Source organism: Xenorhabdus ishibashii (assembly GCF_002632755.1).
Lineage (GTDB): Bacteria > Pseudomonadota > Gammaproteobacteria > Enterobacterales > Enterobacteriaceae > Xenorhabdus > Xenorhabdus ishibashii.
The window spans coordinates 357,064-376,062 of record NZ_NJAK01000002.1 but is presented as its reverse complement, the minus strand read 5'-3'; the positions used below and the strand labels follow the sequence as shown (position 1 = coordinate 376,062).

General features: G+C 48.5%; 3 protein-coding genes. All 3 read right to left on the bottom strand.

Features of this window, described 5'->3' with window-relative positions:
* Positions 1-17: 17 nt before the first annotated feature.
* From Xish_RS17245 to Xish_RS17235, 3 genes are read right to left on the bottom strand one after another with little or no spacing between them, the layout of a single operon-like run.
* Positions 18-1,115 carry a Gfo/Idh/MocA family oxidoreductase gene (locus tag Xish_RS17245; protein WP_099119052.1) on the bottom strand — a complete coding sequence of 366 codons (1,098 nt, stop codon included), beginning with the start codon at positions 1,113-1,115 and terminating at the stop codon, positions 18-20.
* A complete protein-coding gene (locus Xish_RS17240; RefSeq protein WP_099119051.1) occupies positions 1,112-12,886 on the bottom strand; it encodes a hybrid non-ribosomal peptide synthetase/type I polyketide synthase in 11,775 nt (3,924 codons plus the stop codon). Before Xish_RS17240 ends, Xish_RS17245 begins: the two co-directional genes overlap by 4 nt.
* Positions 12,883-18,978, bottom strand: a complete 6,096-nt coding sequence (locus Xish_RS17235) for a non-ribosomal peptide synthetase (RefSeq protein ID WP_099119050.1) — start codon at positions 18,976-18,978, stop codon at positions 12,883-12,885. The genes Xish_RS17240 and Xish_RS17235 overlap by 4 nt, the downstream gene beginning before the upstream one ends.
* Between the last annotated feature and the right edge of the window lie 21 nt (positions 18,979-18,999).

The following is an 18,999-nucleotide window of genomic DNA, read 5'->3' as shown; positions in this document are numbered from 1 at the left end:
CATAGCAGCATTCTTCCTTAATGGTTATCAACAGGTAGCATCAATTGAACGGGATCAATCCAGACTGGGGGCTGTAAATCCTGATTAACTGGCTCTCCCATCATGCGTAATATTTGTTGCCACAAGCCTGCCAATCGCAATTGGTAGTCGTAGCTAAAAGCAGGGGGGCAGAGTGCGCCATTCAATACTGAACTCAAGGTATTTAGTAGCCATGCCACACCTTCGGCGCCATCACACTCAAATGCAGTCATCCAATTTGGCGTTGCCGGACAAAGAATATGGGATGTTGCCTGATGCAGATAAGCACCTTCCGGCTGACTGACATTCAGGTAAAGGCTTTGTTCATTATTCAGATGGTTCGGGGCATGAAGAACCGGTGTCCAGATCACGGGTCCATAGCTGGCTTCCTGCGTAAGATATCCCGCCGGCCAAATTAGCGTCATCTTATGCATAGCAAGATTGTGCATATCGGGATCTCTGGGATCCAGATAAGATTGAACGTCTAGCGCTATGGTTGTCCCTGCAAAGCGCAATTCAAAACCATGAAACACACTATTTCGTTGTCCCATATAGGCAACCTCAATCTGTTCCGGGCAATGACAAGCCTGTAACAACAGATCAAGTGCGGAAAACAGTAACTGGCGGCTGGTTGTCAGATAGCCACTTATCGGGTGTTGCTGTGATAACTGACTGATCTGGTGCGCCGCATGTAACCAGCTTCTGCCAGCATGGCATTGGCTGTAAAAACTGTTTACCCAAAACATAACGTTATATTTGTTAGCGGCTGACTGATGTCTTTTGATCGCTTCGGCATCAAGAGGGTGTTCCTGAATAACAGAAATACCACGTGCCAATAATGCTTGGGTTAATTGATCGCCTTTGCCGCCGAACACTTCTGCACGTATGACCACGCAGGCAATATCGATATCATCCGGTAATTCATCCGGTGAGCGGAATAGGGGCACATTGAAATCGCGGGCAAGTTGCTGCGAACGAGGGCTTCCTTGCGCTAAGATCCCGACCAGTTCCAGATCTGGTTGAGACTGTAGAAACGCATTAAGATACAGTTCACCAAATTTTGAACCGACAATCAGAACCCGCCGTGGCTTTATCATATGTTCTCCTTAACAGGCTTAACAGTTGGGGCTGAACTCAGGATGTTTTTCAGACACGCAACCAGAGAGCCGACATGTTTGTGTTGGAATAAGCTGTAATGATCACCATCAAGTTGTGTCACATTGACTGGCCCGAAAGCCTGCCAACCAAGATCAGTTGAGGTGATTGTGGTTGGATCGAGGTAATCCATAAAATCAGGCAATGCCTGTTTTGCCCGGATAAGGCAGAAAGGTTGTGAAGTCTGTGGTGGACAATAGTCAAGCAATGCCCGCAGATTATGCTGCCATACGGCATAAAGCTCAGTCAGTGAACCATCAATCTGCGCAGATTGCGGTAAGGCTTTGTGCAGGGCTTGCAGGAAGATTTCCGTGTTTGCTGCGATCACACTGTTATCCAGCTCCAGCCCAGGGAATTGCCCCTGTAAATCGAGCAGGAAATGACGATGGCAGAATGCATTATCCAGCGTCAGATCCGTGCGTACATTCGGAGCGAAACTATCAATCAGGATGCAATGGGAAACACTTTCACCGGCAGCGCGTAATTGATGGGCCATTTCATAGGCTACTAATCCACCAAAAGACCAGCCCGCCAGCGCGTAAGGCCCTTTAGGTTGGAATTTACGGATTTGACTGATGTAATCAGCAGCCAGCGCAACGACCGAAGGTTTGTCGGTCTTCATACTCTCTGGTGCAAATGCCAAACCGATCATACGTTGGACACCCAAATTGGCTGCTAAATGACGATATCCCAACAGATGCCCACCAATGGGATGGACGATAAACAAGGCTGGTTGCTCTAAGGGAGATCGTTCTAAGGTAGATCGTTCAATGTTTCCCTTGTTCAGTATCACGCCTTGGCAAACATTTTCTGGTTGATGCTCAATAAATTCTGCCAATGAATGTACAGTGTCGTAGGTTTGCAACAGGCTGAGGGGGTATTGGCGATTAAATGTCTGATTGATTTGCACCATTAATCGCACTGCTGCCAGAGAATCCCCACCAAGGGTAAAGAAACTCTCATATATGTTAATATTTTGTTGCTCTAGTACTGACTCCCAAAGGTTTAATACTGTCTGTCCGGTCGCGCTGAGAGTCACCGATGGTATTGAATCACCTTCTTGCGCTTTTTCAACCAGAGTAATCAATGTACTTCTGTCGATTTTACCGTTGTCAGATACGGGTATGGTATCGAGAATGATAAATCGCTGCGGGCACATCCAAACTGGCAAAGTTTGCTGTAACCAGTGAGGTAATATCGGTAACAGTTCAGTAGATACTGGTGCGTTGTCAATTAAACGTAAGACAGCCACAAGTTGTAATGTACCGTTTGACGTCGTATGTGCAAATACTATCGCTTGCTGTATATCAGGGTGTTCACATAAGCGGTGCTCGATTTCCCCCAGTTCAATCCGGTAGCCACGAATTTTAATCTGGTGATCATTGCGCCCCAAAAATTCGATATTGCCGTCTGGTCGCCAGCGACCTAAATCACCTGTGCGGTAAAGCCGTTCACCTGTCTGGGGATGAATGATAAATGCCTGCTGCGTTTTTTCTGCATCAGCCCAATAGCCTAATGCAAGTCCTTGTCCGCCAATATAAAGTTCGCCAGTTACCCAGACCGGACAAGGTGACAGGGCTGAATTAAGCACATAAAAAGTCTGATTAGCCAAAGGCTTGCCATAGGGAATGCTGCGCCAGTTTGGATCGACCTGCGCGATAGGGTAAGCAATGGACCATATTGAGGCTTCAGTTGCGCCACCCAAACTGAGCAGGCTAAGCGCAGGGTGAAGGGCAGACAATTTTGCGGGCAAATGGGTGGGTATCCAATCGCCGCTCATCAATATCCAGCGCAGGCTATTCAGGGAATGAGGATAACTGCGGACATACTCCTCAAGCAGTTGCACAAATGCTGGTACGGAGTTCCAGACAGTAACCGATTCTTGCTGTAACCAGGCCAGTAACTTATCGGGCTGCTTACTGTCATCAGGGGCAGGAATAACCAGTTTTGCTCCACAGCCCAACGTGCCGAACAGATCATAAACGGAAAGATCGAATGTTAACTCTGATATTGCCAGCACGCTATCGTGCTCATTGAGTGCAATGCGTTGGTTAATATCTAAAATAGTATTGACCGCGCCCTGATGGTCTATCATTACACCTTTTGGTTTTCCGGTAGAGCCGGAGGTGAAGATAACATAGGCTAAATCTTCCGGGCATACAGATAAATGTGGCTCTTCGGTTACGGGTAAGTTATTGAGCAATGTCTCATCCAGAGAGATGAGGTGTACATATTCAGGCCAGCTCATCTGTTGAGCAAACTTAGGTTGTGTCAGTACGGTATCAACTTCCCCTGATATCAATAGCTGATGGATCCGCGGTTGCGGATAACTGGCATCAATAGGCAGATAAGCCCGTCCTGCTAATAAAATCGCAATAACTGCGACAACCTGTTCCCAGCCTTTTTCCATTACCACACCAATCAGGGATGAAGCCTGATTTTCCTGTGCTTGCAGATGAGCCGCCAGCGTCAGGCTCTGTGACCACAAAGTGCGATAGTCGATCTGACGAGAGGGATCAACCACAGCGGTACGTTGTGGGTAACGATTTACCGCCTGTTCAATCAGCGAGCAAAGCGTGTGTGGAGGAAAAACATTTTTTGTCGCATTACTGTTCTGGCATAAAGCGCGATCATTTGTTGGCAGCCAGTCAGGAAGCGGCGTGCTCCATTGGTAATCTGGTTCAAGCAAGGCAATGATACAAGCCTGATAATGGGCAAACATGTTTTCTGCAACCTGGGGTTGGAACAGTTGTGGCAGGATAGCCCATTGTATGGTGACACCACCTTCTGCGCCGGAAATTAACATACAGTCGAGATAAACATGGGGAGTTTGCGCACCAAAGAGATTCAGTGTGCCTAACCCTGACGCTCCTTTGCCCGCTGTACCAGTTGTATCGTTGAATACAATCGGCATACCGGCGTTTAGGTTGTGGCGGTGTTGGTTCTTCTCCCTGAGTACTAATTGCCCGTCAAACAGCGCATGTTGAAGATCAGCCAGCCATTGCCGCTGTATTCGGCTGACAGCATCACTGAAACCGGTGATATTGCGTAGATCCACTTCCAGTAATGATGTGGTAGACAGATTGCCGACTAACATATCGCAATACTGTGGCATTAACAGGCGGTTACCATGCAGGACATTGATTGTGAAATGCTCGTTATTGCTCCACACTGACAAAACATGGGCGAATAGCGTTAGCATCACCTGTGAAGTCGATACCCGATATTCTGCGGCACGTTGTTGCAAGCGCTGCCATTGTGGTGGGCTGATATGTCCGGTCAGGCACTGTTGATCGAGTTGCTGTGACTGATGATCTTGCAATGGTAACACCGGAGCATCAGGCAACGAAGATAAGCGATCAAGCCAATATTGCCGGCTTTGTTGCCAGGCTTTCCCAGTTTTCTCATTCTCCAATGCCTGAATATAGTCGCCAATGGTTGCTGCCGGTGGCTCTGGCTGCCAGTCAGGTTCCTGATACCAATGGTGTAAATCGCGCAAGATTAACGTCAGGCTTTTACCATCTGCCACCAGCAAGTCGATGGTTAAATGCAATAAATGCACCCGATCATCGGTATGGTACAGGGTTAAATCAAACAGCGGCCAGTTATCGCTGGGAACGCCTTGAGTACGTAGCGTATCGCGGGCATGGTTCAGATGCGCCTCGCGTTCATTTGGCACCATGCTACGGCAATCAATGATTGTTGGTGTATAGCAGGGAACCTCCGGCAAAATACGATATTGCCCATCCTTCACATAACCGCGTAATTGCGCATAATGGTTTATTACACGGTTCCAGGCGGCGGTAAAACGAGGCAGATCAAGCCCGTTGATCGCCAGTTCAGCATAGAAATGAGCGATACCGTTACCAAATTGGAACAGTCGGCTTTCTCCCAACCAATAAGCGTATTGCAGTGCAGTCAGTGGCAAAATTTGCTCGGATACCGGTTCAGTTTGATGCGGTAGCGTAAGTGTCGTTGAACTGGTTTCAGCGACCCGCAGGGTACGGCAAAATTCACTCAATTTAGGGTGTTCGAAAAGCTGTTGCAGATTGGCGTGTTCGTAACCCTGGCGACGTAGTTGTACCACCATTCGGGTGGCAATCAGGCTGTCACCGCCACTTTGGAAAAAATCACTGTGACGCTGTATTGGCTGAGGCAGCAGTGAACGCCAGAGAGCAATGACTTGTTGTTCAATCTCATGAAGTTGGTTATCTTCTGTTTCCGATTGTCCGGTTTCTGTGGTTAACGCTTGTACCGTGCTCTCTTGCGCTGTCATTACCAGTGGCAACTGCTCTTGCTGTTGAATATGCAAGGGGTAAGGCAAGGCGGAAAATTGAGTGGCTATTTCACTGACATTAAGCCGCGCTTGCTGTTCAGCCCGTGCCAGGATCAATTGTTGATGCAGTTCGGGACCGTCTTGTCCCGGCCATTCCAATGAAACCTGATAACCGGACTTCTCCAAACATTTCCGCCAGTCCGCAAGTTCCATCAAAGCACTATTACTGTCACCGCGATCATCAACCCAGGCGTTAATACCTTCAATAAATCCGACGCTGGCGAGTTGCATGGCACTTTCGCGTTTGGTTGATTCAATCATCAGTAACCATCCACCGGTTTTCAGTAACCGAGACAGGCGTCGCAGGGTGTTTCTCAGATGGGTGGCATCATGTAATACGTTAACCGCCATAATCAGGTCATAACCGGATTCTGGGTGCTGGCTAAAATCAATACGCTGGTTAATATCGAACAGGGCAAATTTTACGGTTTCGCCGTGGTGATTGAGTAACTGGCGTGCATCATCCAAAAATAGCGGTGAAACATCAGTAAAGTGGTAGCTTTGAATGGCGTGTGCATTGTGTGCCAGTACCTTTTCTGAGGTTGCCCCAGTGCCTGCGCCGACTTCCAGTACAGTGAAATGTTCGGATGTCTGGCTCAGTTGTCGGACAATTTCAGCGGCAGCCAGATTCAGGCAACGCAATGCGGGGTTTTCACTGTAAAGGCTGGTGGTGACTTGTTTATCGGCAAACAGCAGTTCCAATGCATTGCCACGTCCGGCAAGCAGGGTGTCGTGTTGTTCGATACAGGTTGTGACATAACGACTGATGGTTTGACACCATACGGCATCATCCAGTTTTGCTGTAGGCACTGGAACATGACTAAGCGGTTGCAGACAGCGGTATCCGTCAGCGGTTTGTTCAATAAATCCCTGGTTATTGAACAAAGTCAGCCATTGGGTAAGCAGGCGTTGATACTGTGGTGCCAGTTGTAAGCGTTGTTCAATCTCTTCACGAGAGTGATATTGTTGTGCAGCAGTGAATAAGTTATGGCGCAGTAAAGTCTGGCTCAGACCAAATAATGCTTGTTGCTCAATATGTTGCCAGGAACGTTCAAACGCTTGTTGTTCAGCCAATATTGGTAGCGGTAAGGTATCCGTGTTGATAACCCGTGGTTCTGGCAGTGATAATGACAAATGATCTTCGGCAACCAACCATAGGTTGTAACCTTGAATATCGTCCTGATGTGGCTGAATTTCTGCCAGCCGTATTTCAGGTTTAGCACGCAGATATTGTTCGGCTTGACGCAATTCAGGGTGTTGCGGCCAGAAGTCATAACGCGTATGACCAGACGGTGGCGTATGAAGGTCATAATACTCCATGCGTTCAGGCTGGTGACAAATGTGTGCTAACAGCGCATTATAAGCGGCAAACAGTGACTCAATGACACCAGCCTCCAGCACATCATTCATGCAATACCAGTTGAACAGCAGATCACCATCGACTTCCATAACCTGATGATCTAACCAGACTTGCGGCGTCTGACTGAGAACAAAGACCGGATCGCCCAGTAATTGGGTGATGGATTGTTTGATAGCAATCCCTTCTTGTGCCATCCCTAACATGCTGGTGAAAACGACCGGTGTTAATGGCTGCCTGTTTTGGGCTTCGCCATTTTGCTGACGACCCAGTTCCCGCAATACCTCGACACCATTGACATGGCTATGGCTCAACCGTTGCCAGAGCAAAGCCTGCGTTTTTTCCATACTGGCACGCAGGGACGTTGTCTTGCGTAAATCAAAATCCATCAACATCACTGAGGTGAAATCACCAATCAGTTCTTGCACCTCTGGATGGAAAGGCTGCCGGTTGAAGAATGTCAGATTGAGAGTAAATAACGGATGACGGCTGTACCATTCAAGGGTGTGGGCAAACAGTGTCAACAGGCCAGCGGAAGGTGTTACTCCCCATTTTTTCCAGCCTTGTTTAAGACGTTGCCAGTCAGATTGTGCCAATCGACCTTCATAAGTCGTGAATTGTGGCTGGCTACGTTGAGACAATAGTGGAGCCAACGGTAATCTTGGTGCCGGAGGTAATGAAAGGAGTTGTTCCTGCCAGTATGCCCATGATGCCCGCCACGCTTTACTTTCACGTTGCGCTTGTTCTGCCATCACATAATCGCGGAAAGTAAATGTTTGTGGAACCAGAGATTGCTGATGATAAGCGAGTTGCAGATCGTCCATCATGATGCGGAAACTCTGCACATCAAATTGCAACAGATCCAGGTTCATATGTAAGCGGCAGCGTTCATTCGGTAGCAGTGATACAGAGACTTCAAACAACGGCCATTGTTCTGCTGGTGGTACCTGGTAGGAGAGGGTATGACGACGCTGAGCCAAAGCCTGTTCGCAGGCTGTATCATTCAGTGCCCGCAAATCATCCTGAGCCAGAACATACCACGGCGCTTCCGGCAAGATCCGTTGTTGCCCGTCTTCATCGACTATCATGCGCAGCATGCCATGACGTTGGATCAACGCATTCCATGCCTGCTCAAAACGCGGAATATCAAAGCTATCCAGAGCCAGATCCCATTCAAATAAGACGTGACAAGCGACACCACCAAAATCAATGGCCTGTGTACGACCAATCCAGTAAGCGTGCTGAATAGGGGTCAGAGGAAATGGTGCATGACGCTGGGCACTGTCAACAATCATCTCAGGTTGGGAAGAAGCAACCGGTTGTTCAGGTAAGGTATTTCCAATGAGCGCATTAAGCCCTTCTAGCGTCATATTCTGATAAGCCAGTTCAGCGGTTAATCTTAAGCCAAATTGCTGGTGGATCACCGCGTTCAGTTCCAGAAACAGCAGGGAATCCAAACCGAATTGCAATAAATCCTGTTGTGATGCTAAACGTTCAGGTTGTTCTAAGCGTAATAATGTTGCGACACGCTGACGCAACCAGTTAAGCCGTTGTTCACTGTCCTGAAACAGCGTGTTATCGGCAGGGGGTAAAGAGGTTGAAGTTGCAACTGGATGGATAACATCAGCCTGTAGGCGTCGCAAAATATCAGGGTGATGTTCATCTAACCGCATTGCCAGATGGCAAGGTGATGTGGTGTACAAGGATTGATTGAGATGCCAGATACCTTCATTTGTGCTGAAGGGTAACATGCCATCTTGAGCCAGTTTTTCCACTAATCGTCGGTCGCTGGCCATACCAATGCCACCCCAAACCCCCCAAACCAATGCCTTAACCATCAATTGATTTGGTGCTGTCAGCGCTAAAGATTCCAGACAAGCATTGGCGATTGCATAAGCACCTTGCCCCCGGGCACCTAACATGGATGCGCCAGAAGCGTGAAGCAGCAGATATTGTGCATGATGTTGTTGGAGCGCAGCTTGCAACGCCGATGCGCTGTGCGCTTTGACGGATAATACCGGTGACAGGTGTTGGCGCTCAAGTTTTGCCAGTGGGGTATGGTCAGCAATGCCTGCGGCGTGGATCGCGCCAGCGATACCATCCTCTTGTGCCAGAGCTTGTATGGCATTTAGCAAGGCTGGTGTATCAGTGACATCAAGGTTAATCCAACGTATTTCACATTCGCTATTCAGGGACAATGTTTGTACAAACGTATCCCAATCCGCCTTTTTGCGGCGGGCAAACACGGCGATTTTACGAGCGCCTTGGGCTAGCAACCAACGAATGGAGATCTGACCGATGCCGCCCATACCGCCGGTAACAATATGCCAACCCTGATGGGGAATGGATATTGCCTGCGGTGATAAGTGTTGTGGTGATAATAATTGACGTTCCAAAACAGGAACAGCGACCTGATTACCACGTACTCTCAGCCAGCGATGTTGTTCATTCAGATAACCAAGTGCTAATGACAAAGCATCTGCATCATTGATATCAGCGATATCAATCGCCTGGATGCGACGATGGGGATATTCTTCAACCGCGACACGCAGCAACGCCCAGATAGCGTATTGAGCAGGGTTGATATCCTCTTTTAATAAGGTGGATTCTGGTTGGGCGCAGCAGGTGACAACGGTTAAAGGTGCTGTTTCATCGCGTTTTAGCTCACTAATCACTTGATCACATAATTCAGTAATATCATTGCCTGCAAGCAGTAATAACGTATTCCCGCTTTCCGGCTGTAAATGAATGCCTGCCTGACGCCAATGATTAATCATCTCGCTATTTTTTATTGAAGTGCGAAGAGTATAGGTTGTTGAAGATTTCTGTATATTCGCGGTGTTTATTGTGCGCCAATGCAAGACATAATGAGTATCAGGGCATGGTTGTGGTGCAGGAAGCCATGTTGTTGTCGTAGAGCGAGGTGCCACCGATTGACGGGGCAGATCAGCACGATCACTCAACAGAGCGAATAAGCGCTCGCCAGCATAGATCAGCGCCGGAAAAGTCGCGAATAAACTCGCCTCCAATAACCGGCGCTTAGCGTAAGGCAAGACACGGTAAGGGCGATATATTTTACTTACCGTTGAACCGGAAACTTCCTGATAATAACCTTGCTGAGCACAGTGGGTTAATAATTGTTCCAGCAAAGGACGCCAGCAGGGTTGTAGCCGACCGGCTCGGATCGTGTCGATGGCACTGAAACCTTGTTCAGCCTCACGTCCATGACACTGATATACCAATGCGTCGGTATACAATGCCCGCAGTATTACCGCATCAGGGTTGTGTTCAATGGCAGGTTCTAGCAGGGCATTGACATCAAGCTCAGCATGGGTGTGGGCTAAGGATTGCTTGGTCTTATTAGGTAATCCGGTTGCAGAGAAGCCGTAATGCTGCTCATTAAATGGATAGAGTGGCGCATGGCATTTTGCTCCGGTAAACGGGAAAAGAGTCTGCCAATCAAGATGTGCGCCAGCACAGTAAAGTTGCATGAGAGCCGATTGCTGAGCTACTGGGGAGCTTTGACGACATGCACTCGCAACCCAGGTTTCCTGCGGCAGGCTGACACGTCGTCCGATCCCCGTTAGCTTGGCATCAGCACCAAATTCCATGAACAAGGTCACACCTTGTTGGCGGGCAAATTCAATGGCTTGATAATAACGAACAGTGTGGCGCATATGGTGACACCAGTAATCTGGTGAACCTAATTGTTCATAATCTGCAAGATTGGCTGTCAAGGTGGAAATTAGCGGAATTTCTCCTGATGCAGGTTGTAACCGGCTGCAATACAGGGAGAATGTTTCCAGAACAGGCTCAAGCATGGCTGAATGTGCTGCACAGGCAATATTAAGGCGTTGATAACGAATCTGCTGCTGTTCCAGACGTTGTGCCAGTGTATCAATTTCTGCTTCTGTACCGGCCCAAACCCAGTGTTGCGGGCCATTGCAAACCGCCAGATCCAATGCCAATGAATGGGTAAAAGGAAGAATATCGTCTTCGTTGGCAAAGACCGCCAGCATTGCTCCCCCTTGGGAACAGCGTTGCATGAGTTTGCCTCGTACCGCGACCAGTGGCATTACCTGTTCAGGTGTGAATATTCCGGCCACAACGGCAGCGGCGAATTCACCGACGGAATGTCCCAGTACATAATCGGGCTTTAGCCCAAGTGCACGCCAATGCGCTGCCAACGCAATTTGATGCGCCACAATCGCCGGTTGTGCATATTCGGTGGTCGCTAATGCAGAATCATGCTCGCCGAACATCACGGCTTTTAACGGCAATGCTAATTCGGAGGCACAGGCAGCAGCGCAACGATCTAGCATTGCGGAGAAAATCGGAGAGCTGGCATACAGGGTTTTTCCCATACCAGACCATTGGCAACCCTGACCACTGAATTGCCACAGTTGCTTGTTTTCGTTTCTGGCTTGTCCGCTAAAAATATTGGGTGTTGGCATATTGTTTGCGAAAGCGGATAGGCTGGCCGCATCTTTCTCAATATCTTGTGGTGAGATTGTCAGCGCTAAGCGCCAGGGCAGGGAAAGATCACGCCCTTGCAATGCAGTCCAGGCCAGATCGGCATAATGCTCTGGGGCATTATTGAGCGCAGTCGCGTAGCGTTGCGCCAATTGACGCAATGAGGATTCAGAAGCAGCAGAGAGCAGCAGCGGCACTGTTGGTGAATGATTAACATGGCGACGATGTAATTCTGTTGGCAATGATTGCACCACAATATGACAGTTGGTGCCGCCAATACCGAATGAAGAAACACCGGCGGTACGCAATTCTTGCGCCCAATGTTGTCCTTGTGTTGCCAGTTTGAATGGGCTTTCTTGCAGTCGTAGTGCCGGATTGGGTTGCTGTACATTGATCGTTGGAGGAATGTAACCATGCCAGACGGACAAAACCGTTTTGATCAAACTGGCAATGCCGGCGGCAGTATCGAGATGGCCGATGTTGCTTTTCACTGAGCCAAGGTAACAAGGCGCGGCTCCGGCATTGCGGTCGGAGAATATGCTGCGTAATGCGTCAACTTCTATCGGGTCGCCAAGTGGCGTCCCTGTGCCATGTGCTTCAATCATGCCGACATCATCAATGCTGACATCTGCCAGTTGTAATGCTTCGCTAATCACACGGCGTTGACCATTCACCGACGGTGCAGTAAAGCCCACTTTTTCGTTGCCATCGTTATTGATGGCACTACCACGTAACACGGCCATGATGGGATCGCCATCACGTAAGGCATCACTCAGACGTTTCAGTGCGACAACACCAACACCATTGCCGCCGTAGGTGCCATTTGCCTGACTATCAAAGGGACGGCAATGCCCATCAGGTGAAAAGATCATCCCAGGCTGATACAAATAACCGCTTTCTTGTGGGAAAGAAACCGCCACACCACCGGCTAAGGCCATGTCGCACTCACCGGAACGCAGGTTCTCGCAGGCCATATGTACGGCAACCAATGAGCTTGAACAGGCAGTTTGTACCGTTAGTGCAGGCCCTTTCAGGTTTAATTTATAGGCAGTACGGGTCGCAAGATAATCTTTATCGTTACTCATTAACGCCTGTAAACCTTTAACTTTGCCCACATCGGTCATCGCAAACTGTGACCATGAAGGCCAGGTGCTGATCCGGCTGCTACCGAAGACACCGGTTTTCAGGTGGACATTACGCGGTGCATAACCGGCGTGTTCAAGCGCATGCCATGCTGTTTGCAGGAATAGACGTTGCTGAGGATCGAGCATTTCTGCTTCCTGACGCGAATAGCCAAACAGTGTGGCGTCAAATTGCTCCGCGTTCTCCAGTATCGCTGCCTGATTAACAAAACTTTCACTATCAATGAGTTCAGGAGAAATTCCCGCATCCAATAATGTTTGACGGGAGAGTGTCGTTGTACACTCAACCCCATGTTGCAGGTTATGCCAAAAAGTATCGCTATCGGGTGCCTGCGGAAAACGGCAGGCAAGACCAATCACTGCGATGGGATCACAATTATCGTAGTGAGGCGTTAAATTAGTCATTGTGCAGCTCCTTTATGACGTTTTTCCCGTTGTTGCAGACGCTTTTGTTGTTGACGTTGGCGAAGGGTAATTGACTGACGATTGCCATGTTCAGTCTCTTTCCGGCAACGCAAACTGAGCGCCTCTGGTGTTGGATAAGCGAATAAATCAGTAACAGCAAGATGCTGGAAACCCGCCTGTTGTAATTTACTATGCAGTTGGATTAACTGTAGCGAGCTGGCTCCTGCCTCAAAAAAGTTTTGTTGTGCATGGATCGGATGATGGGTTACAGATAAAAACAGGCGTTGAATTTCACTGCATACTTGTGGTTCTGATCCTTCCAAGCGCGGTGATGATGCAATAGTCACAGCAGGATTATCTGCATCTCTCACGCTTTGCTGACGTGGCACTAGTTGCTCCAGAGCTGAATGCCAGCTTGCTGGTTGTGCAGCGAGGGTGCGTAGTAGCGCCATATAGTTGTTGAACATGTTCTGTAACTGGTGTGGCGCAAATAATTCTTCGACTGCATCCCAGTTCAGGCAAAGTTCTTCGTCAGATTCGTAAACCTGATGATCCAGCCAGATTTGTGGCGTTTGTGAGATACCCCAAACCGGTTTCATCCATGATGAACGTGACAAGAATTGTCCCTCATGGGTTCCCAACGCACTGGTGAAAACGACTGGCATAACGGCAGCATCGGAGCCACGGCGCTGCGCGAGTTCACGCATCACTCTGATCGCTGAAATATGGCGGTGATCCAAATCTTGCCATAACTGTTGTTGCAGCCGACGAGCGCTTGATAACCAGTTTTTCTCTGGATGCCAGGCCAGTAGTGACAATGAAGTGAAATCACCCAGAATATGTTTAATGTCCTCATGCCAGTGTGGGCGATCGAACAGGGTAAGATTAAGGGTTAATTCCGCTCTGGTACTGAATGCGGACAGAACGGCTGCATAAGCGGCAATCAAGAGCGCAGAAGGCGTTATTTGCTGGGAGGCTGCCTGTTGTTTTAACTGCGCCCATTCCTGTGCAGATAACCGATCGCTATAGCGCACAAAATGCGGGGATTGAACATTTTCTGGTGCAATACGCAGGGGTAATTGCGGAGCCAATGGCAATGTTTTCACTTGTTCTTGCCAGTATTGCAGTGAACTCTGGTTCACCGGCATTTGTTGCTGGTGTAACACACAATCCCTGAATGTCACGTTCAGTGGCGGTAATGTGTGCTGCTCGTTGAGATAGAGTTGTTCTAATTCAGCCAGCAATATCTGCATACTTAACCCGTCTAATAGCAGGTTATCCAGACTGACAAAGAGTCGGGAAACAAGGCTATTGTCTTGTGCAAGCTGGAAATCGAATAGCGGCCAGCAACTGACATCTAACACTTGATGTGACAGACGTTCGCGTAAGGTGTCTGCCTCAGTAAGATCAGCAAATCGGTGTTGTTTAACGGCGAAGACTGGAACATCTTGCAATATTTGTTGTTGCCCATTTATCACAACCGTCCTCAGCATAGGATGACGTTGGATCAGACGATTTAACACGCGATTCAGGCGCTGAACATCTAACTGTTCTATCCGGTATTCGATAAAGAAATGGGCACCAATGCCGCTCAGGGCAAAACCTGCATGGCGTCCGACCAGATAAGCTTGCTGCACTTCGGTTAACGGGAAAGGCTGATATTCATCTTGCTCTTCTGAAATTGCATAGGCTTTTGATGAAGTTGCAGACAAAGACATCAGTGTTGAAGCAAACGCAGCCAATTGCGGGTTACGGAAAAGATTACCAAGTTCACCTTTAAGGCCCTGTTGTGTTAGTTCACCAACTAAACGGGTAGCTAAAAGACTGTCACCGCCAAGTTGGAAAAAGTCGCTGTCACGGCTCAATTTTTCTGTATTGAGCAGGCGTTGCCAAATATCGGCAACGGTTTGCTCCACCGTATTTAACAAGGCCATTTCAGGCTGAGGTGTCGCTGTTTCTGTTTTTGTGGTGAGAAGAGATTGTGACAACACTTTACGATCAACTTTGCCGTTAGCTGTCAGGGGCAGGCACGGAATAACATATAAGCGCTGTGGGATCATATACCCTGGCAAATGTTGTGCCAGAGCAGATTTAATTTTTTCCCGATCAGGTATGGTGACGCTGTCACTTGCTCGCATCAGCAACACATTCAGATTGCCGATGTTAACCGGAGTTTCCGTTTGCAAGGGGAGGAGAGATAGCCACTCTGACGCTGAGCGTAGCTGAATACCGTGAGGTGAGAGCAACTCAGTCGTAATCAGGGAGAGAGGAGATGCTTGTTGCAACTCCATCGCCAATACCAACGCACTGGGTTGTGCCAGTGGAAGCAGTGCTCTAATGCAACTTGTTGGGTCTTCCTCGCGGTGTAATACATTGTTTAACAGGATGATATCGGCTTGATGCTGTAATGATTCAGGAATTTGCTCAGCCCAGCGTTTTACTGACGCATGAGTATAGCTACTTAACCTTGTTTGCATCTGATTAATCAGAGCCTGAGAACGTTCAAAGCCGATATAAGACAGATGTTGGTCAGTAATATGTTCTGCCAGCCATTGAGCACAGAGACCACTACGCGCATCGAACTCCATCAAAGTAACGGGACGTTGTAACCGTTGGGAAAGGGCAATAATGACCTGTTTCAATCCCGCCAGCCATTGTTGGGTTTCTGGCTGTACAAAGAGTTGTTGCTCCGGTGCGAATTGCGGATCATCAAGTAATGTGACGGCTGCCTGTTGTCCGGTAAGAATATTACGCAACGTAGAGTGCCAGCGTGCAGGAATACATTTTGCTTCGTTATTGTATGGGATGGATGGCAATACAGCCTGATAGACATGGTGTGCAGGCTCAGACAATAAATTGCATTGGCAAAGATACGCCAGCATACGGGCAAACCAGTCATGGTATTCCGGTTGGGGTTGATAGTGTTTCAGACACTCGGTGAGCGACTGAGATGAAGTAAACGTAATACCATGACGAGACAGATGTTCTAGCAGGAACAGCGCAACCTGAGGTTCATTACTATCATCAGTGATAGGCGGCATTACAGGGATCAGGTCACGATAGTGTGCGGGTAATTGCGGTGCGCGATTGATGCGTTGGCACAATGTATCGCCTTCCAACTCAAGGAATGCCACCAATGATTTCTCTTTTTTACCACAGGTTAAGGCAACGCCTTTACGGATACCGGTTACTTGATTGAGGGCAGCATCAATTTCCCCTAGTTCAATTCGGTAGCCCCCAATTTTTACCTGGCTATCACGGCGCCCCATAAATTCGAGCCAGCCTTCAGGGTGATAACAACCCAGATCACCGGTACGATACCAACGTTCCCCTTGATAGACGACAAATTGGGCTGCTGTGCGCTCTTCATCATTAAAATAGCCTAGTGCTACACCGGCTCCGCCAATCCAAAGTTCACCGACAACCCAGTCAGGGCAATCACGGCCATCTTCACCTACCACACGGTAACGCTGGTTCGCAAGGGGGTAACCGTAAGGGATAGAGCGCCACTGCTCGTCAACTTCCTTGACGATATATTCATTTGACCAGATAGCCGCTTCCGTAGCACCTCCCATTGCACTTAATACACCGTCAGGATTGAACGCACGGTAACGCTCAGGCAGTGACAAGCCGATCCAGTCTCCGGACAGCATCACGGTACGAAGCGTTTTCGGCGCATCAACTTCCATGCCTTCGCAATAGGTCAGTAACATATCGAACAGTGCCGGTACGCTGTTCCACACCGTAACATGGTGGCGTTCGATCAGCATTTCCCAGGTTGAAGGATCGCGGCGTTGTGTTTCGCCAACAAGTACCAGTGCCCCTCCTGTACTGAGGAGGCCAAAAATGTCATAAACGGAGAGGTCAAAATGCAGGGCAGAGAGCGCCAATAATCGGTCACTGCTTTGAACCTGATGACGGCGATTGATATCCAGACAGGTATTCAGTGCGCTCTGGTGGCTAATCACTACACCTTTTGGCATACCGGTTGAACCAGAGGTATAGATGATATAAGCCGGATCAGTCACCGCGCGCTTGGTCATGTGAGTTAAAGGCAGTAACTGCTCATTCTGATGCCAGGAAATGCAATGTATATCCTGTGACCAAGTATTCTGCTGCTTAGGGTCAATGATAACGATATTGATTCCGGCACTTTCACAGATAGCCCGACGTCGGTTTAATGGCTGATCCACAGGAACCGGAACATAAACACCGCCAGCATAAAGTACAGCGAGTACAGCGATAACCTGTCCGATGCCTTTTTCCATGCTGATGGCAACTCGGTCTCCCGATATAACCGACATTTTTTGCAGGACGGCGGCTAATCGACGGGCTGCCAGACTGAGATCGCCATAACTTATTTCTTCATGATGAGTGATTAAAGCGACGGCATTTGGGGTGCGTTCTGCTTGTGTAAACACTGCTTCATGTAACAAGGCATTAGGTAGTGGTTCAACTGTGTTATTAATTTGATGTCGCAGGTGGTATTGCGGCTCAGGCATCAGATCCGGTAACTTTTCTTGCCATTGTGTCGCGTTTTCCGTCAGGCTCTCAATCAGTTTCTGATAGGCAGTGAATAGAGTATCCATCAAACCGTCAGGGAAAAGTTTGTCGTTACTATCCCACTGAATATTTAGGGTATTTTCATGTTCAAAAGCAACGAAATCCAGCCATACCTGAGGTGTTTGTGATATGCCCCAGCTTGGTTTTCCCAGAACATCACGGGTATTCTCGCCATATAAAGGCTGGCCTAAATTGCTGGTAAACACAATTGGTGCGCCATACGGATGGTTACCTCGCTTCTTGAGTTCACGCAGAACTTCCACACCAGACCAATGACGATGTTCGTAAGCTTCGGTAAATGTTGCTTGTGCATTCTGAGCCAGTTGGCAGAACGGTAAATTATCGCCGAGGATGTCCAATAGCAGAATATTGGTAAAATCAGCCAGAATGTTGTCAACTGCATTGTGCAGCGGCGCTCGGTCAAATAGCGTCAGGTTGAATAGCAAGCGTGTTGAATTACTCCAGCGACACAATAAAGCGGCAAATGCTGTCGCCAGAGCCATCGTTGGCGTAACGCCATTTTGCCGCGCGAGTTGCTTAAAATGTTCCCAATGTTCAGGTGATAAGCGAAAACCCCTTCGCTCAACACGAACATTTTTTATCAGGGAAGGATCTCTGGCCAAAGGAAGTTGGGGAGCCGGTGGCAAAGTGTCTAAACGGTTACGCCAGAAGACTTCTGCGTTCTGTCGGGCTTGCTCAAACTGAGCCTGATATTGTGTCAGGTAACTGCAAAAATCATAGTCAGAAGAAATAACAGGCAGGCTGCGTTCGGCAATTAATGCCGCCAGTTCGGTAAAGAACAGGCTAAAACTGGCGGCATCCATGATCAGCAGATCAATATTGGCATGCAGCCGATGTTGATTATTGCCAAACAGGCTAAGTTGAATATCAAACGTTTCCCCTTCTTCAACTCGCAATACGCGATGGCTTAATTGTTCACGTATGTTGTTCAATGCTTGCTGCTGTTCACCGATTGTCTGATGACGCAGATCGTGAACTATTAATTTTTGCCAGTAAGCGTTAGTCATGCCTTGCTGACGGCCATCCGGCAAAAAACGTACCCGCAACATCGGATGCCGCTGAATCAACATGTGAATAGCAGCTTCCAGTCGTTCAGGGTTCAACCCAATACCATCAAACTCCTGGTACAGATGACAACCCACTCCTCCCAGCGTTTGTTCCGGTGAACGCCCGACGAAATAAGCATGTTGTACCGCCGTTAAAGGAAATGGGCGAGCATCTGTAATCCGTGGCTTTGGTGTTGTATCTTCGGATACGGCAGTGTGAGCGACAGGGGCATGGCGTTGCAGAAGCTGGCTCCAGGCGTGCAGTGTGGGGGTTTGGTAAAGCTCGCGCAGCGTGACACGATGCCCCTGACGTCTAAATTGGTTTAGTAATGCCATAATTTGCATTGAATCCAGTCCATTGCGAATTAAATCGTCTTGATCGCCCACCGAAAATTTTTTTTGATTAAACAGGCCAGCAATAAACTGGCGCAGTGAATCAGGAGAGAGAAGGTTCGTGTGCATGATTAAATCCTATAAAATGGC

Coding starts and splice junctions, on each gene's coding strand:
- Xish_RS17240 (WP_099119051.1), bottom strand. CDS start 12,886: ATGACTAATTTAACGCCTCACTACGATAATTGTGATCCCATCGCAGTG.
- Xish_RS17235 (WP_099119050.1), bottom strand. CDS start 18,978: ATGCACACGAACCTTCTCTCTCCTGATTCACTGCGCCAGTTTATTGCT.
- Xish_RS17245 (WP_099119052.1), bottom strand. CDS start 1,115: ATGATAAAGCCACGGCGGGTTCTGATTGTCGGTTCAAAATTTGGTGAA.